This is a genomic window from Bacillus cereus group sp. BfR-BA-01453 (genome assembly GCF_022662915.1).
GTDB classification, from domain to species: Bacteria; Bacillota; Bacilli; order Bacillales; family Bacillaceae_G; genus Bacillus_A; species Bacillus_A paranthracis.
In genome coordinates, this window is record NZ_JAKUEN010000004.1 from 1 (window position 1) to 25299 (window position 25299).

Consider the following 25299-nt stretch of genomic DNA (forward strand, 5'->3'; position numbering starts at 1 on the left):
ATCAGTGGACATTAAAAAAGATGGCTCCGATCGAATATCGGAACCATCTTTTAAGTGCTTGATTTTTCAGGGCTTTTTTATTAAACTGTCCATTTTATAGGGTACAGTTCATTGGAGGTAGTATTTTTTATTTCTTGTCATTAACAAGCAGGCATGAAATTTGTATTTGTTTATCTTTCATAATGAACTTAACCACAAAATCGAATGTTTGACTGTTAATTAACTTTTTCTTCTCAATCAATTACATGAATTAATCTAGAAATGCTTGCTGCAATGCTTTCAGTCCATCGCTGTATATACCATGAAACAGATTTATTGCCTCTTCATCACTAACCTCAACAGGAGTGAACGTACCAGACCACTCTACTAAAGATGTATTACTTTCAGTACCTTCTTTCACCTGGATTGTAGATAGATAATTAGTGACTGGAAATGGAGCATTCATGATTGAATACGTGTAATATCGTTCTTTCTCATTGAATACTTCTAAACGTTCTATAATCGTATCACCATCTGGATTAGCTAGGTGACGTACACGACCGCCTTCAGTTAATTTACTGCTAGGTATATAAGGTAACCAGTCTGGAAGGGAGTTGAATCCTCCAATTAATTGCCATACTTGTTCAGGTGAACCGAAAATTTCCATAGATGTAGTAGTGTGTGCCATATTTGTTATGCTCCTTTTTAAACTAAATTTTTTATTTAGTATATAATTTATAAATTAAAACTATATACTTTTTATAACTAAACTATATAATAAATATAGAAACGAAAATTTATGAGCAAGGAAGTTGAAGAATATGACATTAACGATGGGCTTTATTGGATTTGGAAAATCAGCTAACCGCTACCACTTACCGTATGTAAATACACGTAAAAATATAAAAGTAAAAACGATTTTCGTAAGGCAAATTAATGAAGAATTAGCGGCTCCATATAAGAGTAAAGGTGTTTGTTTCACTACTGACTTGGACGAATTGTTGAATGATAAAGAAATTCAAGTGGTGACAATCTGTACGCCAGCACATACGCATTACGAATTAGCGAAAAAAGTTATACTTGCTGGAAAATCGGTTATCGTGGAAAAACCATTTTGCGATACAGTGGAACATGCGAAAGAATTATTAGCTTTAGGACGAGAAAAAGGTGTAGTAGTTATGCCATATCAAAACCGTCGTTTTGATGGTGATTTTTTAGCTGTGAAGCAAGTTGTGAAACAAGGATTCCTTGGTGATATTGTTGAGGTTGAATCACATATTGATTATTTCCGTCCGGGTTCCATCAATCACGAAGGTCCAAAAGAAGAAGGTTCATTTTACAGTTTAGGTATTCATACGATGGACCGTATGATTTCATTGTTTGGCCGTCCAGATACGGTGACATACGATATTCGTAATAATGAAGTGGAAGGTGCGGTTGATAATTATTTCGATGTTGGTCTACATTACGGAAATAGGCTGAAAATTAAACTGAAAACGAACCATGTTGTAGCAAAAGATTATCCACGCTTTATCGTTCATGGAACAAATGGATCGTTTATTAAATATGGTGAAGATCAGCAGGAAAATGATTTGAAAGCGGGTATTATGCCTGAGAGTGCAGGATTTGGTGAAGATTCGCCGATGTACTATGGAATTGCGAAATATCGAAATGCAAACGGTGATTGGATTGAAAAACAAATTAAAACGCCGCTTGGTGATTACGGTCGCTTCTATGATGCAGCGTATGAAACAATCGTAAACGGTGCACCAAAGCTTGTGAAAGATGAAGAAGCAGTAACGAATATTGAAATCTTAGAAAACGGATTTGCTGCACCTTCACCTTCAGTTTATAAACTTGAGGCTTTAAACTTGAATGAATAGAAGAGGGAATACAGCATAAAGGAGGTATAGAAATGGCAAGCGGATCAACACAAGTAAAATACCTCGGTATTTATCAAAAAATGAAACAGCAAATTTTAGACGGCGAATATAAAATTAATGAAAAAATTCCAAGTAGCCCCGTCCTTGCTGAAGAATTCGATGTTTCTGTCCTTACCATAAAAAAAGCGCTGGATCTGTTAGTGAGAGACGGCTACATCATTCGCCGGCGCGGAAGTGGAACTGTCGTTCAAGATTGGCGTCAACAGGAAAAAGCACGAATGATTCAAACTTTAACAGGTACAAAAGCTGTTTATGGTAGCGAGGTAGAAAGTAAAATTATTGAGTTTACGATTGTCGGTGCCGATGAAATTATTGCTGAAAAATTGGGAATTTCAGTAGGAGATTTTGTATATAAAATCATCCGCCTCCGCATCATTCACAGTATTCCAACGATTATGGAGCATACATGGATGCCTATTTCGGTCATACCGGGTGTTGAAGTTTCAGTTTTAGAGGGATCGATCTACTCGCACATTCAAAATAAACTTGGTCTTGAAGTGGGAACATCCGTTGTTAGGGTCAAAGGAGTTCGTCCAGATGATAAAGAAAGGCAGTTTATGAACTTAACAAATCAAGATTTCTTAATGAGAGTTGAACAAGTGGCCTACTTAACGGATGGACGAACTTTTGAATACTCTTACGCTGACCATCTGCCGGAAACTTTTGAATTCGAAACAGTCATTACCGCAAAAAGTTATAAAGAGGCATAAAAAATAGGTTGGGGCACGTATTGCTTCAACCTATTTTCTGTCTTTAATATGATAGGAATAATTATTATTCAGCTGTAATAAGCATGGACGTATTCCCGTTTTTTCAAGATGAACTTCTCCCTAAGTGCAGAGCGAATCAAGTATGGCTCCTAAAGATGAACCGTAATCTGTTAAAGAATACTCTAACAAAAAATGATTAATTAATCCAAGACTTAACATTTGATTAATAGAACTGTAAGGTTTAAAATTACAGTATAGATTTAAGAAGTGAGTTATCATCATCTGTAAAATGTAGTTTCAACTATTTTATAAAAGAAGCATGCAAAGAAACGAGTAGTAAAAATAAACGAAACATTGCCGAATAACTAACATTACGTGAATTTGATTCTAAACTGTAATTTTTTTTAATACATTTCAATAAACGATATTTAAAGTGTACATTTTATAAAGAACATTAAAGGAGTGAGTGAAATATGGTGGTTTTATATACAACAGCAAGCTGCGGTTCATGCCGAAAAGCGAAAGCATGGCTGGAGGAGAATCAAATTGATTATACTGAAAAAAACATCGTATCCAATTCTATGACAGTGGATGAACTTAAGTCCATTCTTCGTTTAACAGAAGAGGGTGCTACTGAAATTATTTCAACAAGATCCAAAACTTTTCAAGACTTAAATATAAATATAGAAGAGCTTTCGCTAAATGAATTTTATACATTAATAATTGAGCATCCACTAATGTTACGTCGCCCAATTATGCTGGACGAAAAAAGATTGCAAATTGGTTTTAACGAAGAAGAAATTCGTAAATTTTTACCACGTAGCGTCCGAACATTTTTAAACATTGAACTGCAAAAGTTGGCTAATTAATAAGTAATATTTTTTAGGGAAAGTGGTATGAAAGGAGGAAGCAGAAAATGATAGAAGTATGTGTTACAGTCAATTATAACGATAGAAATTATCAAACAAATGTTATTGTAAGTAAAGATACGATATGGACAAAAATTAAACAATTGGCAGAAGAACAAGTGAAGAAACAATGGAGTGTTTAATGTATTTTTAATTTAAAAAGCTAAATAAAGTTAAGGAATTTATTTCTTTATGCTAAGTGGTTCTTATATATTTTAACGTTCAACTAACCTATCTGTAATATTTATGGCTACAGTATGTTAATATAGGAGAAATAATATTTTTGATCGTAGGAGGAAAACAATGAGCAGCGACTTTACTTTGGCCATACACAGTTTAACTTATTTAGCTTTACAGCCAGACCGGATGTCAACAAGTAATGCGATTTCAGAAAGTGCGGGGGTTCACCCAGTGCGTATTCGCAAAGTGCTAAGTTTGTTAAAAAAACATAAGTTTATACAATCGAAAGAGGGGACTGGTGGCGGTTTTATTTTCGCTCGAGATTTAAGTGAAGTTAACCTTTGGCATATTTATCAAATAACCTCTGAAGGTGCTTTGCAGCCGAAGTGTCCAGAATCAAACAATCAGTGTGTTGTAGGTTCGAACATGCGAAAAGTTCTTTTCGCTATTTTCTTAGGTGCTGAAGAGCATCTAGGTGAATACTTAAAGAATTATACAATGAAAGAAGTTGTTGACCTTATCAATCAAGAGCGTTAAGCGGCTTACTTGTTATATAGAGCCGTAAGTTCTTTCTATTTAAATGTAATGAAAAATATTACAGTTTAATTTCGTTTTTATTTCTTTTTTATCAGCACAAAAAATATTTATAAGAAGGTGAAAAAGTATGATGTCAAATAATAATCATGTTTTAAAAGTAGGAGATTGGGTTCGTGGAATATCAAATGAAGGTGAATTAATAGTTGGTTATATTGTATCACTTGATGATGTAGAGGATATAGTTACAGTTAGTATTGTGAAACGTGACGGCCAGTACACAATAAACGAAGCGATTTTACTCTTTAGTAAACACGTTAACAAACTCCCTGAATCAAAGGTAATAAATAAGGAACAAATCCTCTATCTTATAGATCTTGCATTATTAACGGGGGATGAAGAATGGTTTATCGAGCTTTCTTCAAAATTAAACTCGATAAAAGAGCTGGTTAACGAGGGGTTTTAAAGATTACATGATTGGCTTTTAATAGTTTGAATCGTGCAATAAGCAATAATATCATCTCTTTTGTTGCACTTTAATAAAAGAGGTGATTGATGGTATGAAAATAAAAATAATTAGCATCATATGTTTTCTGAGTTTTTTATTACCCTGTATTTCCGCTCAAGCAATTGTAAAAATAGAAAAGAATAGAAATGAAAGCTTTGACATAGATTTAACCGGTTATGAACTTTATTCGTTTGGTGATTTTAATCAATTAGGTTATAAGATAACGCCACTTACTCAGCTGTTTTTAGGGATAATTCAAACAGAAGGTGAGTGGATTGATGAACCAAGATTATATATTAAGGGAAATAAAGGTTATTTTCATCTTTGGAAAGCAGACGGTACGAATGTTCTTTATACTGTTGAAAAGAGTGGTGATTTTTGGGGAATTATAGATGTAAAAAGGAAGGAAATTAACAGAATACCTGTACCAAAACAGTTTTTAAAAGAAGTAGTCATGAATCTCTTATTAGAGCCAATAAGTAAAGAAGTTGAAAACTATTATAAGGAACCAAAACTTTGGTATCGAGGTTCTGAAAAAATACTTGAAATAAAAACAGATAAAACGAACAATATTTTTTATGTAACTGTTCAAATTCAAACTTTTGAGGGTGCGCATAATCCACCTTATGGAGAGGACACAATTACTTTTCGTATAAAAGGAAACGATGTAAAAACGATTCGGTATAAACATAGAGATATTCCTGAAGAAGAGTTGAAAAAACTAGAATTAAGATGATATTGCATTGAGTTGTTTGTACACCCCTAATAACGATTATTATGTAAATAAGCTGTCCATATGGGCAGCTTATTATATTTTTGCGCTTAGTTTAGGTTTTACAAAATGTTAGCGATTTTCTCGTTACCATCAAGTTAAAATATGTATTTTCCTAAAAATGTATATCAATACAATTGGTATAATATATATCCTGAAAATTGGTTTGTATATTTAATGAGATATTTATTTTTAACCACATTAATTGTTTGTTAGAATATCTTTTTTGTTTAAAATAAATTTTTAAAACAAAGAAGAATGTAAGTATCTTTATAATGACTAACTTTAATAAGTAATATATGATTGTATTTTATGCTAATTCATTCAGTTTTAAGTGATAGGAATAAGGGTTTCGTGCTAACTGTAAATTATTATCCGTATAAAATTATACCTATTAAATATTTCTGAAAATATAAAAATATTAATTTTATAAATATACACGTTATAATGAGGGCGTCGAGAGAAATTTTATTATCTCTGGAGAAAATATAAAAAATGCGATTATTAGTAAGAAAGGTGTGTGATTTGAGGCGAAATGTATGTAATGTGCTTCAGTGGCTTGTGTAAGCAATATCATCAGTGCTACCGAAGTTATGAAAGTAATGTATAGAATTGAGAAAGAAACGCCTCGCAAATGAAGAGAGGCCGGTTTAGCTAAAATTACTTTTAAAAGTAAAAAAGAGAAACCATTAAAGTAATACACTGTTATTAGAAATGTTGCAACGTATTTATGAAGTCTATTCCATATTGTTCTCTTAAGGGGTCTTTATATAAAGAGCGGATATTACGAGTAAACTTTTTTGTGAACGCTAACAATTATATTAGGACGCTAATTAGCGAATGTTTCAATTTGGATTCATTATGATGAAGGACATACAATGTGGGGCAACTTGTAAGGAATTCATTTTCCAGAAAGGGAATATTTGTTAGGTGCAAAGAGAGATGCAGGAATAGATACAAGGGGGAGTTATTATATGAACGGGAATACTGCAAAGAAAATAGAAGTTCAAGCTGAAAATACCGCACGAAAAAATGAGCAATATGCAGATCCGAAAAAGTGGCATAAGCAGGATACTACATGGGCACTGAGTCTATTTGGAACTGCAATTGGAGCAGGGGTGCTCTTTTTACCGATTAATGCAGGTTCAGGTGGTTTATTATCTTTACTACTAATTACATTGCTTGCATATCCAGTTATGTACTACTCACATAGGGCGCTTGCTAAAATGATATACGCTTCTAATTCTGCTGATGAGGGGATCACAGGTACAATTAGAGAGTATTTCGGAAATAAAGCGAGTATCATTTTTAACATCGTATATTTCGGTTCAATTTATACAATCGTACTAATGTATTCGGTTGCGCTTACAAACACTGCAAGTAGTTTTATCGTGCATCAATTGCACATGCCAGAACCTCCAAGAGCTATTTTATCACTTGTATTAGTTCTTGGTCTTATCGCTATACTGAATTTTGGTCAAGATATTACTGTAAAGGTAATGAGTATGTTAGTGTATCCTTTCATAGTTTCTTTACTGTTTATCGCAATATCTTTAATTCCACAGTGGAATACGTCAATGCTTAGTTTTTCAGCTGTTTCAACTGCTTCAACAGGAACAGGCTATTTTGGGACGATATTGATGATTCTACCAATCATCGTATTCTCATTTAATCATTCACCTATGATTTCATCATTTGTTGTGAAACAGAGAGCTACGTATGGAATCGAAGCCACTGATGCGAAATGTGCGCAAATACAAAAGGTTTGTTATATTATGACATTCGCTGTTGTTATGTTCTTCGTTTGGAGTAGCGCATTGAGCTTGACTCCAGATGATATAAAAATGGCAAAAGAACAAAACTTATCAATTCTTTCATATCTTGCTAATGAGCTTAATTCGCCTGTAATCACGATTGCGGCTCCAATTATTGCTTTTGTGGCTATTACAAAGTCTTTCCTTGGCCATTATATAGGAGCATTTGAAGTAATGCGTGACATGATTATTAAGTTTGGTAAATCACGTGGAAAAGATATTGAAGAAAAAACAATTAAGACAATAATCCTTACTTTCGTTGTATTATCATGCTGGTTTGTTGCTTATACAAATCCAAGTATTCTTGGACTTATTGATTCTCTAAGCGGTCCTTTAGTTGCTGCTATCTTATGTCTATTACCGATGTATGCGATTCAAAAAGTACCGGTATTAGCTAAGTACAAAGGGAAAATGAGTAACGTATTTGTTATTATTGTAGGTGTGCTTACTGTTTTAGCAAGTATTAAGTCATTATTCTAATTCACGATTGTTAGTTCTAATATAAAATAGAACAATTTTGGGACAGGCTTCTCCGTTTGGAGAGTTTGTCCCTTTTTAAATGAGTGATAAAAGGTCATCTTTCACATAGGCTCTTTTTGTACAAAAGGTTGCTTTATTGCGTAATATTTTTATCTTATTGATTTTATGAGATTTTTACGCATAATTGTAACTAAGGGAGATGATTCCAAGTTGAGTAAGCCGAATATAAGTACAACAGTTTCAGGAGATATAATTGTTACCCGTCTTATTGGCAAGATTAAAACAGATGATGTTTATGAATGGTTTAATGACTTCGAGCAGGTATGTCAGCAATTCATTTCCGAGGGACGGAAATACAAATTGTTAGTGGATAGAAAAGGATATACGCCAGATCATTTTTCTGTTCAAAAAGCATGGAAAGATAAATTTTTCAATGAAACGATTTTGAATCACAGTAAGGCAATTGCCTTTCTCCTTGAAGAAGGGGAGATACTGAATTATTTACAACAATCCAATACAAAAGAATGTGTAAAATTTTTTGATGATTATGAACAAGCGGTAGTTTGGTTGAATGAATATCCCATATGACACTTTTAGCGAACCAGTTGCTTAATCAACTGGTATTTTTATGCATGTAATGCTTTCGTTGTCTCTGCACTCGGAATCAAGGAAGTAGAAAACTTCTATATGAAATGTTTCGTACTAAAGGACATACATTTTTAATGCGTTAAATATAATTCATATTAGCACCAAGAAGAAGAGAATACGCTTTACGCTATTAGTAATATTGAAAGGTCGTACGATAGAGTCACATAAATTTAAAAATATGAATGTGGCATAAAGTGATTAAGGAGGATAAAGATATGAGCGCTTCAAATTTGAATGAAATAAGTAAACAAATTTTAAAAGAGGAGGAAACACTTCAATTTTCCTCTTTTACAAATGAAGATGCACTGCAACTAGGTTTATGTATCGTTGAAACAGCAAAGCAAGAGGGAAAAGTGATTGCTGTTGATATAACGAAAAATGGTGTGCAATTATTTCATTTCAAGATGACAGGGACAAATGAGGAAAATACGAAATGGATTGAGCGTAAAAAACGAGTCGTTTCCCTGCATGATCGTAGCTCGTATTATATGCAGATACAAAGTGAAATAACTGGAATCTCATATAATGAAAAATATCTTTTAAATACTTCGGAATATGCTGCGTTTGGTGGGTGCTTTCCTATCAGAGTAAAAAACGTAGGGGTTATTGGAATGATAACAGTTTCAGGATTACCACCAGAAGAAGATCACGAATTGGTAGTAAGAGCGGTTAAAAATCATTTGAAGCAATAGTAAAAGTAAATGTGATGGTTAAGTAAAAGCCAAGAATGAACATATTATTGTTCGTTTTTGGCTTTTTATTATTTTTTCTTATAGTCGGCTAAGAGGGTTCTATTATAGGTGGTATTTGAATTATGCACTGTTCTTTGGATTACATCATCTTTTTCAAGTCTGCGAAATTTCTGTAATTGAAGGTGTTCCAAATTAAGAGGAAATTTTTGGGGAAAGTAGCTACATTTCATATTTGTGTAAATATGAAACACGCAGGATACATGAATAGAGAATGGGTAAAATAGTACCGAATGATCACTAGATTTTATTAATGATGTTATAAGATTTTTTAGAGCAACCGAAGGAAGTAGTGTGTTTAGATTCAGAATGACTGGCAATTGGTGTTATGGAGTTCAATGATTTAAAAATGGACTCATTTAAACGCATATTATCTTCGAGATGTATCATTTTGAAGAATATTAAAACTTGGGAGGAAATGAATTATGACAAAAGATTTTTATACTGCACTGAAAGAAAGACGTACTTACTATGGGATTAATAAAGAGGTACAAGTATCAGATGAAAAAATTAAAGAAATCGTGGAGTTTGCTGTGAAATATACTCCATCAGCTTTCAATTCTCAAACTGCGCGATTAGTTGTATTATTTGGTGAAGCTCATAATAAATTATGGGATATTACAACTGAAACATTAAGAAAAGTAGTTGGAGATGGAGATTTCTCAGGAACGCAACAAAAAATGGATTCCTTTAAAGCTGGTTATGGAACAGTACTATTCTTTGAAGATGAGGCTATCGTTAAATCGCTTCAAGAAAAATTTGCTGCATATGCTGAAAACTTCCCAATTTGGTCACACCAAGCATCAGGTATGCACCAATTAGTCGTGTGGACAGGTTTAGAAGCAGAGGGATTAGGGGCATCTTTACAACATTATAATCCATTAATTGACGATGAGGTAAAACAAGAATGGAATGTCCCTGCTAATTGGAAACTAATTGCACAAATGCCATTTGGTAATCCAACTGCTACTCCAGGTGAAAAAGAATTCCAACCGCTTGAAGAACGTGTGAAATTTCATAAGTAATATTCAAATGTAATAATACAATTTAGTTATAGTAGAGTTATTCGCTCTTTTTCGGGATAGGACTATGCTATTGATGAAATCGGAAAAATACTATTATATTTTTAAAAAGAACAAGGTGATCATTTTTGATCGCCTTGTTTGACATTTGTACAATTAATCTACGCATTACGCTTAATAAGCTAAACAGCATAAATTATTATGTATATTATCTAGTTATAGTTACCAAACATTTTTCAACACTATTTTACCTATTGCATTATTCGACTCCAAATACTCGTGTGCTTGTGCAACTTCATCAAACGTGAAAGTTTTCGAATCTAGCAATGGACGAAGTTTTCCTTTCACGAGTTTAACGAAAAATTAATTGAAGATTTCGATGAAACTGATATTTTTTATATCGATCATTATCTTTGAAAATGAGTGGTAACTAAGGATAAACTTAGAAAAGTATTACGAAATAAATAGTATGTAATGTAAGACATTTTTATTGACGATAATAATTTATGTGGTTAATATACTATACATAATATTATTTAATTACTAAAAGTAATTAAATATATGTTGTTTCGTAAAATATTATAAATAAGTAAGTCGTGGTAGAAACGCTTTGAATTTCCACTATTAATATTGGGGACAATTAGAAAGCGAAAGGTATAAAAAGAATTGGAATTTGATAACTCTTTGTTTTTTATAAAAACATGAGCTTCTGTACAATTCATTTTTAATATATTGACCAGGATTATACAACAAGAGGGGGACTGAAATTGGAATCAATGACCTTTGTTTTATTTGGAGCGACAGGGGACCTAGCGAAACGCAAAATTTACCCCGCACTATATAACTTATATAGAGATCAAAAGCTTCCAAAGCAAATATCCGTTATCGGGCTTGGGAGACGTGAAGTATCTCATGTAGATTTTCAAAAAAGAATAAAAGAATCAATAGAGACGTTTTCTCGTCATAGAGAAGAAGGTACTCCAGAACTCGAAGGTTTTTTAGATAATTTTCGTTATTGTCCATTAGATGTGAGTAAGCCGGAAGATTATGAGAGATTATTACAAGTCGTTCGTGAAAGGGAAGAAGAACTACATATAAAAGGGAATAGAATGTTCTATCTTTCCGTTGCTCCTGAATTTTTTGAGACAATCGCTTTAAATATTAAGGAAAGTGGACTTGATAAAACGGATGGATGGAAACGCCTAATGATTGAGAAACCGTTCGGGCACGACCTTACATCTGCTCGTGAGCTGAATGATAAGCTTAGTCGCACGTTTGAAGAAGACGAGATATACCGTATTGATCATTATTTAGGTAAGCCGATGATTCAAAACCTTGAAGCACTAGAGTTTGCAAATCCTGTTTTACAATCGATTTGGAATAAAGAACATATAGCGAATGTACAAATCACAGCGAGTGAAACAGTTGGGGTTGAAGAAAGGGCAGGATATTATGATCAGGCAGGAGCCATTCGAGATATGGTTCAAAATCATATGTTACAAATATTAATGATGACTGCTATGAATTTGCCGGAAAAGGTTAATGCATGTGAAATTCGAGAGGAAAAGCGAAAGGTAATGGAGGCGCTTCGTAAAGTGAAAAAAGAAGACGTTCAAAACCATATCATTCGCGGACAATATGGTGCAGGTGAGATAAATGGCGGGCAAGTTGTAGCATATAAAGAGGAGCCAGGAGTAAATCCTTCTTCTAATATAGACACATTTGTTGCTGCTCGCTTGTGGATCGATAATCCATTTTGGACTGGCGTTCCTTTTTATATACGAACAGGCAAACGAATGAAAGAAAAGTCTACTCGTATTGTAATCGAATTTAAAAATACGTTAAAACAGCAATATCAAGATAGTAATCCAAATGCAGCACCTAACTTGTTAATAATTGAAATTAGCCCAGGTGAGAACGTTTCATTACAGTTAAATAGTAAAAATCCATTGAAAAATGGAGAAATTGAACCGATCCGTATTAACTTTACTTGTGAGCAAGCGGATGTGGGAGTACCTGAAGCGTATGAAAGACTCATTCATGATGCTGTGAGTGGAGACGCTACATTCTTTGCACATTGGAGAGAAGTTGAATTGTCATGGGAATGGGTACAACCAATTCTTGAAGCATTCGAAGAAAACTTATTACCACTTCATGAATATGAGTCTGGTTCATATGGTCCAGAGGCATCTAATGAATTATTGCAAGAAAGTGGATTTAAATGGTGGTTAGATCAAGAAACGAAAAAATAAGTACTTTCTTTCATGAAAGCATGTAGGGGGACGATTACTATGACACAAAACATAAATCAATTAGCAGTGAATACAATTCGTACGTTATCAATTGATGCTATTAATGCGGCAAATTCAGGTCATCCAGGTCTTCCGATGGGAGCAGCGCCAATGGCTTATGCATTATGGGCGAATCATTTAAATCATAATCCTAATCATCCGAAATGGTTTAACCGTGATCGCTTCGTTTTATCGGCGGGACATGGATCTAGCTTATTATATAGCCTACTTCATTTAGCTGGATATGACGTTTCAATTGATGACTTGAAAAACTTCAGAAAGTTAAATAGTAAAACACCAGGACATCCTGAGTTTGGTCATACTTCTGGAGTTGAAGCGACGACAGGCCCGTTAGGACAAGGGATTGCCAATGCTGTCGGAATGGCAATGGCAGAAGCGCATTTAGCAGCGAAGTTTAATACGGATGGTCACTCTATTATTGATCACAATACGTACGCTTTAGTTGGAGACGGTGATTTAATGGAAGGTGTCGCTTATGAAGCGATGTCAATGGCAGGACATATGAAACTTGGCAAGTTAATTGTGCTGTATGATTCAAATGAAATTTCACTTGATGGTGAATTAAACATTGCTTTCTCTGAAGATATGCAGAAAAGGGTAGAATCTGCACATTGGCAATATGTAAGAGTTGAGGATGGAAACGATGTTGATGCGATTACAAAAGCGATTCAATTAGCGAAAGACAATACGGATCAACCTACTCTTATAGAAATTAGAACCGTTATAGGTTATGGAAGTCCAAAAGTTGCTGGAACGAACAAAGCACATGGTAATCCGCTTGGAGTAGAAGAAGCGACAGCAACAAAACAAGTGTATGGTTGGCATTATGAAGAAGACTTCTTTGTGCCTGAAGAAGTAACAGCTCATTTTAATGAACTGAAACAAAAAGGTATTGAAAAAGAAAATGGCTGGAATGAGCAGTTCAACTTATACAGAGAGTCAAACCCTACACTAGCAGATGAATTAGAAAAAGCGATTACAGGTGAAGTTTTAATTGAAGCGAAAGACATTTTGTCCTTCGATACTGAAAAAACGATTTCTACTCGTGTTGCAAGTGGGGCAGCTATTAACCATTATGTGAAATCGATTCCTTCTATTTTCGGTGGAAGTGCGGATCTTTCTCATTCTACGATGACAGATATAAAAGGTGAAGCAGTGTATGCAGTAGAATCGTATGCTGGTCGAAATATATACTTCGGTGTACGTGAACATGCAATGGGCGCAGCAGCGAATGGACTGGCTCTTCATGGAGGAGTAAAACCGTTCGTGAGTACATTCTTTGTATTTAATGACTATCTTCGTCCATCTATTCGACTGGCTGCATTGCAAAAGTTACCTGTTACGTACGTATTTACACATGATTCGATTGCTGTAGGAGAAGATGGTCCAACGCATGAACCTATTGAACATTTAGCAGCTCTTCGGGCAATTCCTGGTTTAACAGTTATCCGTCCGTCAGATGCAAATGAAACAGCAAGTGCGTGGGCGTATGCTTTACAGCAAACGGAAGGTCCAGTCGTTTTAGTACTGAGCCGTCAAAATTTACCGGTGTTTCATGAAACGAAAGCGAACATAGAGAATCTTTCTAAAGGAGCTTACGTATTAACACAAACGAATGAAAATCCAGATGTAATTTTCATTGCGACAGGTTCTGAAGTATCCTTAGCTGCTAGTGCGAAAGCGAAATTAGAAGAAGATCAAGTTTCTGTTCGTATCGTTGCAATGCCAAGCTGGGAGTTATTCGATCGCCAATCGAAAGAATATAAGGAATCCGTTCTTCCGTCTTCTGTAACGAAACGAGTATCTCTTGAGATGGGCGTATCTCTCGGCTGGGAGCGTTATGTAGGACAAGAAGGAAACATATTATCGATTGAAACATTTGGAGCTTCAGGAACTGGGGCTGAAGTCATGAATCTATTTGGATTTACGACAGAAAATGTTGTTCAAATTACAAAAAATGTATTGAATTCTTAAGCTATGACTGTGAATACCTTTCCGTACATATCAGTGCTGCAAGGTATTCCAGATTGTAGTGATATGAATTTGTAATAAAAGATGATTTGAGGAGGAATTATATTATGCAAGTAGGATTAATTGGTTTAGGTAAAATGGGATTAAACTTAGGGAAAAATTTAATGGATCATAAACATGAAGTAGCAGCATTTGACTTGAATGCAAGTGCAGTGGAAGAAATGAAAGAGTACGGGGCTACAGGTACATCTAGTTTAAGTGAACTTGTTCAGTCATTACAATCACCAAGAATTCTTTGGGTAATGGTACCACACGCTGTTGTAGATTCTGTTATCGATGAGGTTACACCACTTTTATCAAAAGGAGATATTTTAATTGAAGCGGGTAATTCACATTATAAAGAGTCTATTCGCCGATATGAGCAACTAAAGAAAGATGGTATTCACTTTATGGATGCAGGAACTTCTGGCGGAATGGAAGGCGCTCGTAATGGTGCTTGTTATATGATCGGAGGAGATCAAGAAGCTTGGGACATCGTTGAACCTATCTTCCGTGATACTGCTGTAGAAAATGGATACTTATATGCTGGAAAAGCTGGTAGTGGTCACTTCTTAAAAATGGTTCACAACGGAATTGAATACGGTATGATGGCTGCTATTGGTGAAGGATTTGAGATTCTAGAAAAAAGTGAATTTGACTACGATTATGAAAAAGTATCAAGAGTATGGAACAACGGTTCAGTAATCCGTTCATGGTTAATGGAATTAACAGAAAATGCATTTTCTAAAGATGCAAAACTAGATGAAATTAAGGGTGTTATGCATTCTTCTGGTGAAGGAAAATGGACAGTAGAAACAGCATTAGACCTTCAAACAGCAACTCCTGTTATCGCAATGTCGTTATTAATGCGCTACCGCTCATTAGACAATGATACATTTACAGGAAAAGTAGTAGCAGCTCTGCGCAATGAATTTGGCGGACATGCAGTAGAAAAGAAATAAACATCTTAAAAATTTAACTCATTAACGTTTAAAAAATGGAGGGAATTGATCATGAAATTTTTTATTGATACTGCAAATCTTGAGGACATAAAAAAAGCATATAAACTTGGAGTTTTAGCTGGTGTTACAACGAATCCTTCTTTAGTAGCAAAAGAGGGCATTAAATTTGAAGACCGTATCGCAGAAATTTGTCAGGCAGTTCCTAAAGTTGAATCTGTTTCGGCAGAAGTAACGCCAGATGCTGTTACAGCTGAAGAGATGATTGCCCAAGCAGAGGAACTGATTAAGATTAACGGCGGCGATGAAAAAGTTACAATTAAACTTCCGATGACGTTAGCAGGATTAGAAGCTTGTCGCTATCTTACTGAAAAAGGTGTGAAAACGAACGTTACACTTATTTTCACGGTGAACCAAGCACTTTTAGCTGCCAGGGCAGGTGCAACGTATGTTTCTCCATTTTTAGGACGTTTAGATGATATTTCTGAAGATGGTGTATTATTAGTTGCTAAAATTGCTGAATTATTCGATGTTCATCAATTAGATACACAAATTATTGCGGCGTCTGTTAGACATCCAGATCATGTAACTCGTGTAGCGATGGCAGGGGCTCACATCGCAACAATTCCTTATAAAGTAATTGAACAACTTGCTATGCATCCATTAACAGATCAAGGTATTGAAAAGTTCGCTGCAGATTGGGCGAAAGCACCTAAATTATAATGTATAAAAGTGAGAGGATTTCCGAAAATTGCTTTTCATGAGAGGAAAGATTCCTAGGTAACTTCATCGTTTAACTTGGATCCCGAGTTTGGAGTCTTACTATGTGAAAATAGCAAGAGAAGAAAGCGTCATTCACTTTTAAAAAAGGAAAATTTGCTTACGCGAAACGTTTATCACAATAACATTATAATGATGAAAGAGAAATCCTCTTATCAGAGAGATGAGTTAAAGTATATCTCTGATAAGGGAGATTCTTTTTATATAAATTATTATGTTGTGAAGATGAGTTGTATATCGATATATAAATTTTTACTCAAAAAAGAACTATATAGGTTCTTTTCATTGTACAGCATTTTTGAAAGGGTTTACATAAAGGGGGTGGAACTGCGTATGAATATGTACCTTTTAATGATTACATTATTATCAATTGTAATTGTTATTTTAGGGGTATCGTGGTGGAGATGGCATGCGTTTATTAGTTTAACGATTGCAAGTTTGTTTTTAGCAATTATGTCTGGAATGCCAATGGATAAAATAGTGAGTGCTTATGAAACGGGAGTCGGAAGTGTTCTTGGGCATTTAGTAGGTATTTTAGTATTAGGTACAATTTTAGGGAAAATGATGGCAGATTCAGGTGCTGGAATGCAGGTGGCAGAGTTCTTTATTAAATCCTTCGGAATAAAAAACTTACCATGGGCGATGTTAATTGCAGGTTTTATTATTGGAATTCCGGTGTTTTTTGAAGTAGGTATTTTAATATTGTTGCCGTTAGTAATTTCAATTCATAAAACTACGAAACAAAATATTTTATTGATAGCATTACCAGCAATTGCTGGGTTATCTGTCGTACACGGCCTTGTTCCTCCGCATCCAGGGGCAATCGTTGCAATAGGTATTTATAAAGCGAATCTTGGGAAGGTATTATTGTATTCACTCATTATTACATTTTTTGCAGCGATTATTGCAGGTCCTTTATTCGCTAAATGGATTCATAAACGTGTAATTCCTGAAAATGAGCCAGAATTGATTCGTGTAAATACAAAATCAACGAAATTACCAGGAATAGGAGTTTCATTTTTAGTCATATTGTTACCAGTTATGTTAATGGTGTTAGCTGCAGCAGCTCCTTATGTTCCGCTTTCTACTACTTTGATGAAGATGGTCACCTTAATCGGTAGTCCTATCATTGCGCTTTTGATTGCATGTTTTGCAGCTTTCTATTTTCTTGGATTTCGTCAAGGTATCGATAAAAAGGCTATTAAGAAGATAACAGAAGATAGTTTATTACCAATCGGTTCAATCGTTGCGATTATTGGTGCTGGCGGCGGATTTAAGCAAATTCTTATCGATAGTGGTGTAGGCGATGCTATTGCTCAAATGTCTGAGCATTTAGCGCTATCTCCAATTGTATTAGCATTTATGGTAGCTGGATTAATTCGAATTGCGACAGGTTCAGCGACAGTCGCCTTAACAACAGCAGCGGGTATCGTTTCGCCAATCGTTGAAAATACGACAGGTGTGAATGTAGAATTACTCGTCATTGCAACGGGTGCAGGAGCATTAATGTTTTCTCACGTAAACGATGCTGGGTTCTGGATGGTAAAAGAATACCTAGGTTTAACAGTGAAAGAAACATTTAAAACATGGACAGTATTAGAAACATTACTTTCATTTATCGCTTTTGGAGGAGTTTTACTACTCGATATGTTTATTTAAAATAAGGATGTTTTTATGGTGGGATACTGTAGTAATTTTTTGCTAGGAGGAAGAAATGGTGAGTTCAAAATATATGATTGGTGTAGACATTGGGACAACTAGTACAAAATCAGTTCTATTTTCTACAGATGGATCTGTTATTGCAAGTCATGGAATTGAATATCCTTTATATTCTCCTACGCCGGAAACAGCAGAACAAGACCCAGAAGAAATTGTTCGTGCAGTAATACATACGATTAAAGAAACTGTACAGACAAGTAGTGTACAGCCGCATGATATTCTTTGTGTTTCTTTTAGTTCGGCAATGCATAGTATCATTGCTGTAGATGAGAAGGGAAAACCGCTAACGAGATGTATCACTTGGGCAGATAATAGAAGTGCAAGCTGGGCAGAGAAAATAAAGAGTGATATGAATGGTCATGAAATTTATTTGCGTACTGGAACACCAATTCATCCGATGTCACCACTTTCGAAATTAGTTTGGCTACAGAATGAGCAGGCAGAATTGTTCGCAAAAACTTATAAATTTATTTCTATTAAAGAATATGTGTTTTATAAGTTATATAAGGAGTATGTAATTGATTATTCTATAGCATCAGCAACAGGGATGTTTAATTTGGAATCTTTAAAATGGGATGAAGAGGCTTTACATGTTGCGGGAATTACAGATGACAAGCTTTCTAAACTCGTTCCAACAACGCACAGTTTAACAGGATTAGATGAAGAGCTTGCCAAAGAGATGAATGTACTTGTTTCTACGCCTTTTGTAGTAGGAGCGAGTGATGGAGTCCTATCCAATTTAGGTGTAAATGCAATAGATCCTGGTGTTGTTGCTGTGACAATTGGTACAAGCGGTGCGATACGTGCTGTAACAAATCGTCCTGTAACAGATCCAAAAGGTAGAATTTTTTGTTACGCCTTAACTGAAGACCATTGGGTAATTGGTGGACCAGTTAATAACGGTGGTATGATTTTCAGATGGGCTCGTGATCAATTGGGCACTTCAGAGATTGAGCTTGCGAAGCGTTTAGGAAAAGATCCATATGAAGTGCTTACTGAAATAGCAGCAAAAGTGAGTCCGGGGTCCGACGGTTTATTATTTCACCCGTATTTAGCAGGAGAAAGAGCTCCTTTATGGAATGCAAATGCGCGAGGATCTTTCTTTGGACTTGGATTGCATCATAAGAAAGAACATCTTATCCGTGCTGTTTTAGAAGGAGTAATTTATAATTTATACACCGTTCTTCTTGCTTTAAAAGAGCTAATTGGTGAACCGAAAAAAATTCAAGCGACAGGTGGTTTTGCAAGATCGGAACTTTGGAGACAGATGATGGCAGATATTTTCCATCAAGACGTATATGTTCCGGAAAGTTTTGAAAGCTCTTGCTTAGGAGCTGCAATCCTCGGTTTATATAGTTTAGGTGAAGTAGATACGTTGCATGTAGTTTCTGAAATGGTAGGTGCGAATTTCCACCATGAACCAAACATGGAAAGTGTGGAAAAATATAAAGATTTAACACCAATCTATATTCGTCTGTCCCGTCAATTGGAAGAAGAATATGAAAGTATAGCAGCGTATCAAAAAAAGTGGGTTTAAAGGCTATTTTGCAAGAAAATATGGTAACGTATAAAGAGGTACTCCAATTTTTTTAGGATACTCTTTCAACATAAAATATGTTAAGAAGTACGATGAACGAAAAATATAGGGAGAGAGGGTTATGAAAATGAAGGATAACAAAGAGTTTATTGGATATGTTGGAACATACACGAAAGAAAATAGTGAAGGAATATATAAGTTTACGTTAGACACGGAAGCAAAGAAAATTAGTAATGTAACACTTGCGGCCAAGTTGGATAACCCTACATATGTAACGATTAATCGAAATAATGAATATCTCTACTCTGTTGTTAAGGAAGGCGAATCTGGTGGTGTAGCTGCTTATTCGATTGATAGTAAAACGGGAGAGCTAACGGAACAAAACAGACAAGTAGTAGAAGGGGCTTCTCCTTGTCATGTGAGTGTTGATAGTAGAAATCGTGCGGTAGTTACAGCGAATTACCATAAAGGAACGATCGAGTCTTTTGTAGTTAATGAAGAAGATGGAACTGTAAATCCTGCCGCATCGATTATGGCACATGAAGGTTCAGGTCCGAATAAAGAAAGACAAGAAAAACCACATGCACATTATGCGGGATATACTCCTGATGAAAAATATGTAGTTGGTGTTGATTTAGGGATAGATAAAATAATTACGTATGAAATAAAAGATAGTACATTAACAGAAGTGAATCGTTTATCTGTAAATCCAGGGAGCGGTCCAAGACATATTACTTTTCATCCAAATGGAAAGTATGCGTATGTGATGACGGAGCTTAGTTCAGAGGTTATTGTGTTAACATATAATCCGGCAGAAGGATCATTTACAGAATTACAGTATATTTCTACTGTTCCAGAAGAGTTTGATGAAAATAATCAAGGAAGTGCGATTCATATTTCTTCTGATGGTCGCTTTGTATATGCAGGTAATCGTGGTCATAATAGTATTGCTGTTTTCAGCGTAGATGAAAACTCAGGCCAGCTTACATTTATTGAACATACATCTACAGAAGGAAATTGGCCAAGAGACTTTGTATTAGATCCTACTGCAAAGTTCCTTATTGCTTCAAATGAAAAGTCGCATAATCTTGTGCTATTTTCAAGAGATGAATTTACAGGTAAGTTAACACTTTTACAATCTGATGTTGTTGTGCCGGAGCCTGTTTGTGTGAAGTTTTTAAATATATAATTTCAGATGCCTAAATAAAAGCAAAGCGATATCGCTTTGCTTTTATTGTTTCTTTTTCGGTCTACGTACTAACTCGCCGCCGCAGTTTGGGCAAACGTTATGTCTTTCTTCTGTACATGGTGCGCAAAATGTACATTCATATACGCAAATGTATGCTTCAGAATCTTGCTCCAGCGATTGATCGCAAATTTGACAGTTTGTTTTCATTTGTAGTGCCATAGTAATTCTCCTTTTAGTTTGAAAATTTATAATTTAATTATAATTCATTGGTTAGAGTTAGTCCTTTTCAATTGAAAGGAAATCGAATGATAAAGTTGTGATTTGAAATGAAAGATGCTCGTTTATTTTTAAATTGATTATTTTGTGCAGTTAGAATATTATGAAATAGTCAAAAGACAACAGGGGGTATACATTTTGACTAATCATAACGATCATTTAAAAGCAAACTGCGAAAAATGCTTCGGTCTATGTTGCGTTGCATTACCGTTCGCAGCGTCAGTAGATTTTGCAGTGAATAAAGATGGCGGGAAACCATGTTCCAATTTACAATCAGATTTTAAATGTAGTATACATAAAAATCTTCGTGGAAAAGGTTATAAAGGTTGTACAGTATTTGAATGTTTTGGCGCTGGGCAGAAAATTTCTCAAGTTACATTTAACGGGGTAGATTGGCGGAAAGATGCTAAGCACGCGAGGAAAATGTATGATGCTTTTCCAGTTATGCATCAGCTTCATGAAATGCTTTGGTATTTAAATGAGGCTATTTTATTGAAGGCGACACAGTCAATCCATAAAGAATTAAGTAAAGCAATTGAAGAGACGGAGCGACTTTCGAATTTACATGCGGACGAGTTAATGAAAGTAAATATCCCATTACATCGTGCAGAAGTGAATATTTTACTTTTAGAAACGAGTGAGCTAGTTTGGAAGGAAATGAATACTGCGTGTAAGAAACGAATCATTCACCGCGGAGCAGATCTTATGGGAGCAAATTTGAAGAAGAAAGATTTGCAAGGAGCGAATTTAAGAGGAGCGTATTTAATTGCGGCTAACTTAAATGGTGCTAACTTACGCGGTGCAGATCTCATCGGAGCAGATTTGCGAGATGCAGATATTCGTGGTGCTGATTTTACAAATAGTATTTTTTTGACGCAAGTTCAAATTAACGCGGCGAAAGGGGATACACATACGAAATTACCGAAAGTGTTGTCCCGTCCATCGCATTGGAGTGCGTAAAGAATGTGGAGTGAAATAGTTTGGATATGTTTCAGTATTTAGAAGAAATGCAAGAAGATATATTTTTGTTATCAGTAGAGAGAATAGAATTGAAGTATTTTGAAATTTGTAGCATGTTAGCGTCTGCAGAATATGCAGAACGAATTAAAGCAATTGATTTAGAGTCATATAAGGAAGGTATTCGAGGAGGTTTGGATGCAGCTGTAGAAATGACTACTGACGAAGAAGCAAAAGCGATTTATTTTGAGTATGATCTTGATAACGAGTGGAATAGTCAGTTTTATATTTGTGAGGAGTATGCTGCGCTTGAAGAAGAGGATGATGATTGGGCTTCTGAATGGATATATGATGTGGAGGGACCGAAGTGTATAGAATTAGCAGATGTGTATGCTGAAAACGGTTTTGATACAAATGAAAAGGCAATGGGTATCACTTTATATTTAATTGCTAGAACGGTATGTAGTTTTATAAGTGCATGTAGTGTTGTGCAAAGTAGTATACCAATTTGCATTGGTTTTCATGATCAAGACCCAATTATACGAACAGGCAGAGATTCTTAATTATAAAAAGATTACGGAATTTTTAAAACCTAATACAATAATAACCCCGTCCTATATCTAGAACGGGGTTAAAATAATATTATTTAATTTTTGATATAAGATATTTTCAGCTTATATTAGTTAATTCATTTTATTGAATAATAAATTTAATTTGACAGTACACGATCTATAATCATTTGATTTTCATGCCCAACTACAATGGTTGGTAAATCCCTATCTAATTTATTAAAAATAATATTCTCGTAAACTTTGTCTAAAAAAGGATAAAATGCTGGATAATAAGCTTTTGCTTCTAACGATAAAGTTGGAATGGTCTGGGCATATGTTTCAACTTTTATTTCTTCTAGGTTTTCACGTGCTTTGCCAAAAAACAATGTTTTATCATCAATTAAGTTAATGGTTCCAAGATTTCCAAATACTTTTAAGTTTGAACCAAATCCGTGATGAATTCCTGAGATAAGTTGAATTGAAAAGGTACAATTTCCTTCCATTTTACCATGAATAAAAAAGGCATCATCAGAGTCTCTGAGTTCTCCTGGCCCCTCTGGGACATGAGTGTGTATGATACTATTGATAGTTATAATTTCGTCCTGAATGAGCCATCTAAGACAATCAATCATATGTGTTCCAAGAGCTCCTAACATTCCACCAAACTTCTGTTTTTCTCCCATCCACCCACTTTTGTTAGTTTGAAGTTTTTGATATTGAGAGGCGGAAATATGATATTCAAAATGAAGGATGTCACCAACTTCACTTATAAGTTCTTTAACTTTTTGGCGAGCAGGATGATAGCGCCATTCAAAATCAATAAATACCTTTGCGTTAGAATCCTTAGATAGCCTTAGCAACTCTTCTGATTCCACACTATTCATTGTAAAAGGTTTCTCACATACTACGTTTATACCTTTGTTTAATGCGTATTTAACCATTTCAAAATGATAAATCGGAAGAGAACTAACAAATACAAGGTCCAACTCTTCTAAATCTAACATTTTAGTCCAGTCTGTATAATGAACTGGAGAATTGTCTCCGGTAGATAAATCTTTTGGCAATTGATGACGCATCATTGTACTCACAGCAGAAACATTCATCTTAGGATGAGTATTTATTATAGGTGCTTGAACTGTTAAACCAAAGCCACCTCCTATAATTCCTACTCTCATTGCATAGCCTCCCTATAATTATTGATTCGGTAATCCTTCTCTTTTCTATTTCTTTACTACAGAACATGACCCAATTATTGAATAGCATGATCGTGTTTTCGAATGAGATTATTATTTCTTTTCAAAAGTAGTAATAAAAACACTACATACAATAAGAATACCACCAATAAAAAAGTTACTATTTAATGTCTCATTTAATAAGAGCCAACCAAGCAATGACCCAATAATAGGTTGGAAGAAGAAAAATAACGAGCCGATGCTTGCATCCATTAATTCTAATCCTTTATTCCAAAGGAAAAAGGCACCTGCTGTTGAGACGACTCCTAAATATACTACGCCTAATATTACGTACGTGTTTACTGTTTCGATAGAGTTTGATTGTAGTTCCCATAGCATAAAAGGTGTAATGAAAAAGAGTGAAAAGAATATGGCGTATGTTGTAATCACTAAAGATGAAAATCGAGCTGAAGCAATCTTCACATAAATAGATAGTAAAGCCCACGTAATAGCGGCCCCAACTAATATGATTGTGCCGATAAAATAGGAGCCAATTTCAATATCCCATCCAATGACGATAATGACACCGATTGTCGCTATGATAGTAGATAGAAGCCTGCGAGCAGTTAGCTTTTCTTTTAAAATGATCGCTGCAAAAATAATCATAAATGCAGGTGTAGCTGATGTGACTAAAGAGCCTGTATGAGCGTCGGATAATTTCGTTCCGATAAATTGACAAGTAATCGAAATAAAGTAGCCGATAAATCCAATCCAGGCGAAGAGGAGCCAATCTTTTTTACGAATGGTTACTATTTTCTTTTGCTTTTTCTCAGTAATTTTTAAAATCATATACAAAACAACAAAAGCAATGATAAAGCGTAGCCAAACGAGTGTTAGTGGTGGGATAAAGTCGAGTACATATTTGCTAACAACATACATACCGCCCCATATACTAGCTGCTAGTGATAAACATATAGCTCCTAAAATTGTTTGTTTCATGTAAAGTACCTCCGTCTATTTTTAGGGTATGATGAGTCCCTAAGACGAGGCATAGTGCACGTGTTATATGAATGCCCGTCTTAGTTTATAGACGGCCTACAGGTTGATCGTTTTCGAATGAAGTGTTGTAGTACATGTGTATTCCCCCTTCTTAAGTTATAATGATATTATAACTTAATTTTCTGATTATTGGAGGCTGTTATGAAATATATCGTGATAAAATCACATATTAGCAATTATCCTGATCCAATTCGCTTAGAAGAGGGGGATGTAGTGAAAATGATAGAGAGTTACGATGGTCCTGAAAATTGGGGAAACTGGATGTTTTGTCACGAAGAGAAATATGACCGGAAAGGATGGGTTCCGGAGCAACTTATAATGAAAAATACAACTGATGTAGGAATCATTACGAAACAATATACTGCCAAAGAATTAAATGTAAGTATTGGAGAAAGATTGATTGGATTAGAAGAATTGAATGGATGGGTTTGGTGTGAAAAAACAGGTGGTGAGGATGGCTGGGTACCGAAGGAAAACTTACAAAATATTAGTAATACTATTTGGTTATTAATATAGGAAACATATTTTTAG

24 protein-coding genes and 4 pseudogenes are annotated in these 25299 nt (G+C 35.0%); 22 read left to right on the forward strand and 6 right to left on the reverse strand.

Annotated elements, in window-relative coordinates:
* Window positions 1-250: 250 nt before the first annotated feature.
* Window positions 251-667: an SRPBCC family protein gene (locus tag MR070_RS10135; protein WP_070806561.1), complete on the reverse strand. Its 417-nt coding sequence runs from the start codon at window positions 665-667 to the stop codon at window positions 251-253.
* 133 nt (window positions 668-800) lie between these two features.
* On the opposite strand from MR070_RS10135, the gene MR070_RS10140 reads away from it, so the two are divergent.
* Together MR070_RS10140 and MR070_RS10145 are read left to right on the forward strand one after the other, a co-directional pair.
* Window positions 801-1862 (forward strand): oxidoreductase, encoded by a 1062-nt coding sequence (locus MR070_RS10140; RefSeq protein WP_242261182.1) that lies wholly within the window; start codon window positions 801-803, stop codon window positions 1860-1862.
* Between the two features lie 32 nt (window positions 1863-1894).
* Entirely contained in the window at window positions 1895-2632 is a 738-nt protein-coding gene (locus MR070_RS10145) for a GntR family transcriptional regulator (protein WP_242261183.1), read from the forward strand.
* Between the two features lie 120 nt (window positions 2633-2752).
* Here the strand turns inward: MR070_RS10145 and MR070_RS27295 are convergent.
* Window positions 2753-2818 (reverse strand): annotated as a pseudogene (locus tag MR070_RS27295) (winged helix-turn-helix transcriptional regulator); the annotation flags it as partial.
* Window positions 2819-3105: 287 nt separating this feature from the next.
* On the opposite strand from MR070_RS27295, the gene spxA reads away from it, so the two are divergent.
* The 9 genes and pseudogenes from spxA to MR070_RS10195 all read left to right on the forward strand — a co-directional run bounded on the left by spxA (window position 3106) and on the right by MR070_RS10195 (window position 10250).
* A complete protein-coding gene (gene spxA, locus MR070_RS10155; protein ID WP_000261185.1) occupies window positions 3106-3501 on the forward strand; it encodes a transcriptional regulator SpxA in 396 nt (131 codons plus the stop codon).
* 47 nt (window positions 3502-3548) lie between these two features.
* The gene (locus MR070_RS10160; protein ID WP_000573532.1) at window positions 3549-3683 is read left to right on the forward strand and encodes a BA3454 family stress response protein; all 135 of its coding nucleotides are present in this window, start codon (window positions 3549-3551) and stop codon (window positions 3681-3683) included.
* A gap of 160 nt (window positions 3684-3843) precedes the next feature.
* Window positions 3844-4257 (forward strand): Rrf2-family transcriptional regulator SaiR, encoded by a 414-nt coding sequence (gene saiR / locus MR070_RS10165; RefSeq protein WP_139895160.1) that lies wholly within the window; start codon window positions 3844-3846, stop codon window positions 4255-4257.
* Window positions 4258-4384: 127 nt separating this feature from the next.
* Window positions 4385-4720, forward strand: coding sequence for an IDEAL domain-containing protein (locus tag MR070_RS10170; RefSeq protein WP_000987462.1), 336 nt, complete (start codon window positions 4385-4387; stop codon window positions 4718-4720).
* Between the two features lie 94 nt (window positions 4721-4814).
* Window positions 4815-5498, forward strand: coding sequence for a DUF3888 domain-containing protein (locus MR070_RS10175; protein WP_044793223.1), 684 nt, complete (start codon window positions 4815-4817; stop codon window positions 5496-5498).
* A gap of 1010 nt (window positions 5499-6508) precedes the next feature.
* The gene (locus tag MR070_RS10180; RefSeq protein ID WP_001014189.1) at window positions 6509-7828 is read left to right on the forward strand and encodes an aromatic amino acid transport family protein; all 1320 of its coding nucleotides are present in this window, start codon (window positions 6509-6511) and stop codon (window positions 7826-7828) included.
* 136 nt (window positions 7829-7964) lie between these two features.
* Window positions 7965-8416: pseudogene (locus MR070_RS10185) on the forward strand (SpoIIAA family protein).
* 242 nt (window positions 8417-8658) lie between these two features.
* Window positions 8659-9168, forward strand: a complete 510-nt coding sequence (locus tag MR070_RS10190; RefSeq protein ID WP_242261185.1) for a heme-degrading domain-containing protein — start codon at window positions 8659-8661, stop codon at window positions 9166-9168.
* 482 nt (window positions 9169-9650) lie between these two features.
* Window positions 9651-10250, forward strand: a complete 600-nt coding sequence (locus MR070_RS10195) for a nitroreductase family protein (protein WP_000158945.1) — start codon at window positions 9651-9653, stop codon at window positions 10248-10250.
* Window positions 10251-10469: 219 nt separating this feature from the next.
* Here MR070_RS10195 and MR070_RS10200 read toward each other — a convergent pair.
* Window positions 10470-10592, reverse strand: a pseudogene (locus tag MR070_RS10200) (zinc-binding dehydrogenase); the annotation flags it as partial.
* On the opposite strand from MR070_RS10200, the pseudogene MR070_RS10205 reads away from it, so the two are divergent.
* The 8 genes and pseudogenes from MR070_RS10205 to MR070_RS10240 form a co-directional block, all read left to right on the forward strand.
* Window positions 10587-10664 (forward strand): annotated as a pseudogene (locus MR070_RS10205) (glucose-6-phosphate dehydrogenase); the annotation flags it as partial. The pseudogenes MR070_RS10200 and MR070_RS10205 overlap by 6 nt on opposite strands.
* Window positions 10665-11014: 350 nt before the next feature.
* Complete coding sequence (gene zwf, locus MR070_RS10210; RefSeq protein ID WP_000445343.1) at window positions 11015-12499, forward strand: glucose-6-phosphate dehydrogenase; 1485 nt, start codon at window positions 11015-11017, stop codon at window positions 12497-12499.
* A 39-nt stretch (window positions 12500-12538) separates the two neighbouring features.
* Window positions 12539-14533, forward strand: a complete 1995-nt coding sequence (gene tkt, locus MR070_RS10215; RefSeq protein WP_242261186.1) for a transketolase — start codon at window positions 12539-12541, stop codon at window positions 14531-14533.
* A 104-nt stretch (window positions 14534-14637) separates the two neighbouring features.
* Window positions 14638-15531, forward strand: a complete 894-nt coding sequence (gene gnd, locus MR070_RS10220) for a phosphogluconate dehydrogenase (NAD(+)-dependent, decarboxylating) (protein ID WP_001195912.1) — start codon at window positions 14638-14640, stop codon at window positions 15529-15531.
* 51 nt (window positions 15532-15582) lie between these two features.
* Complete coding sequence (gene fsa, locus MR070_RS10225) at window positions 15583-16251, forward strand: fructose-6-phosphate aldolase (protein WP_000667676.1); 669 nt, start codon at window positions 15583-15585, stop codon at window positions 16249-16251.
* Window positions 16252-16641: 390 nt separating this feature from the next.
* Window positions 16642-17967 (forward strand): gluconate permease GntP, encoded by a 1326-nt coding sequence (gene gntP, locus MR070_RS10230; RefSeq protein ID WP_242261187.1) that lies wholly within the window; start codon window positions 16642-16644, stop codon window positions 17965-17967.
* 55 nt (window positions 17968-18022) lie between these two features.
* Complete coding sequence (gene gntK, locus MR070_RS10235) at window positions 18023-19564, forward strand: gluconokinase (protein WP_139895163.1); 1542 nt, start codon at window positions 18023-18025, stop codon at window positions 19562-19564.
* Window positions 19565-19691: 127 nt separating this feature from the next.
* The gene (locus MR070_RS10240) at window positions 19692-20753 is read left to right on the forward strand and encodes a lactonase family protein (protein WP_242261406.1); all 1062 of its coding nucleotides are present in this window, start codon (window positions 19692-19694) and stop codon (window positions 20751-20753) included.
* Window positions 20754-20795: 42 nt separating this feature from the next.
* On the opposite strand, the gene MR070_RS10245 is transcribed toward MR070_RS10240, so the two are convergent.
* Window positions 20796-20972, reverse strand: coding sequence for a DUF1272 domain-containing protein (locus MR070_RS10245; protein ID WP_001207874.1), 177 nt, complete (start codon window positions 20970-20972; stop codon window positions 20796-20798).
* A 195-nt stretch (window positions 20973-21167) separates the two neighbouring features.
* Between MR070_RS10245 and MR070_RS10250 the strand changes: the two genes are divergently transcribed.
* Window positions 21168-21989, forward strand: a complete 822-nt coding sequence (locus MR070_RS10250) for a pentapeptide repeat-containing protein (RefSeq protein ID WP_044793217.1) — start codon at window positions 21168-21170, stop codon at window positions 21987-21989.
* A gap of 20 nt (window positions 21990-22009) precedes the next feature.
* A complete protein-coding gene (locus MR070_RS10255) occupies window positions 22010-22549 on the forward strand; it encodes a hypothetical protein (protein ID WP_044793216.1) in 540 nt (179 codons plus the stop codon).
* Between the two features lie 146 nt (window positions 22550-22695).
* Here MR070_RS10255 and MR070_RS10260 read toward each other — a convergent pair whose 3' ends face one another.
* Window positions 22696-23712: a Gfo/Idh/MocA family protein gene (locus MR070_RS10260; protein ID WP_138321508.1), complete on the reverse strand. Its 1017-nt coding sequence runs from the start codon at window positions 23710-23712 to the stop codon at window positions 22696-22698.
* A 111-nt stretch (window positions 23713-23823) separates the two neighbouring features.
* Window positions 23824-24708, reverse strand: coding sequence for a DMT family transporter (locus tag MR070_RS10265; protein ID WP_138321510.1), 885 nt, complete (start codon window positions 24706-24708; stop codon window positions 23824-23826).
* A 201-nt stretch (window positions 24709-24909) separates the two neighbouring features.
* Between MR070_RS10265 and MR070_RS10270 the strand changes: the two genes are divergently transcribed.
* Window positions 24910-25284 (forward strand): SH3 domain-containing protein, encoded by a 375-nt coding sequence (locus tag MR070_RS10270; protein WP_070806552.1) that lies wholly within the window; start codon window positions 24910-24912, stop codon window positions 25282-25284.
* Window positions 25285-25299: the final 15 nt, after the last annotated feature.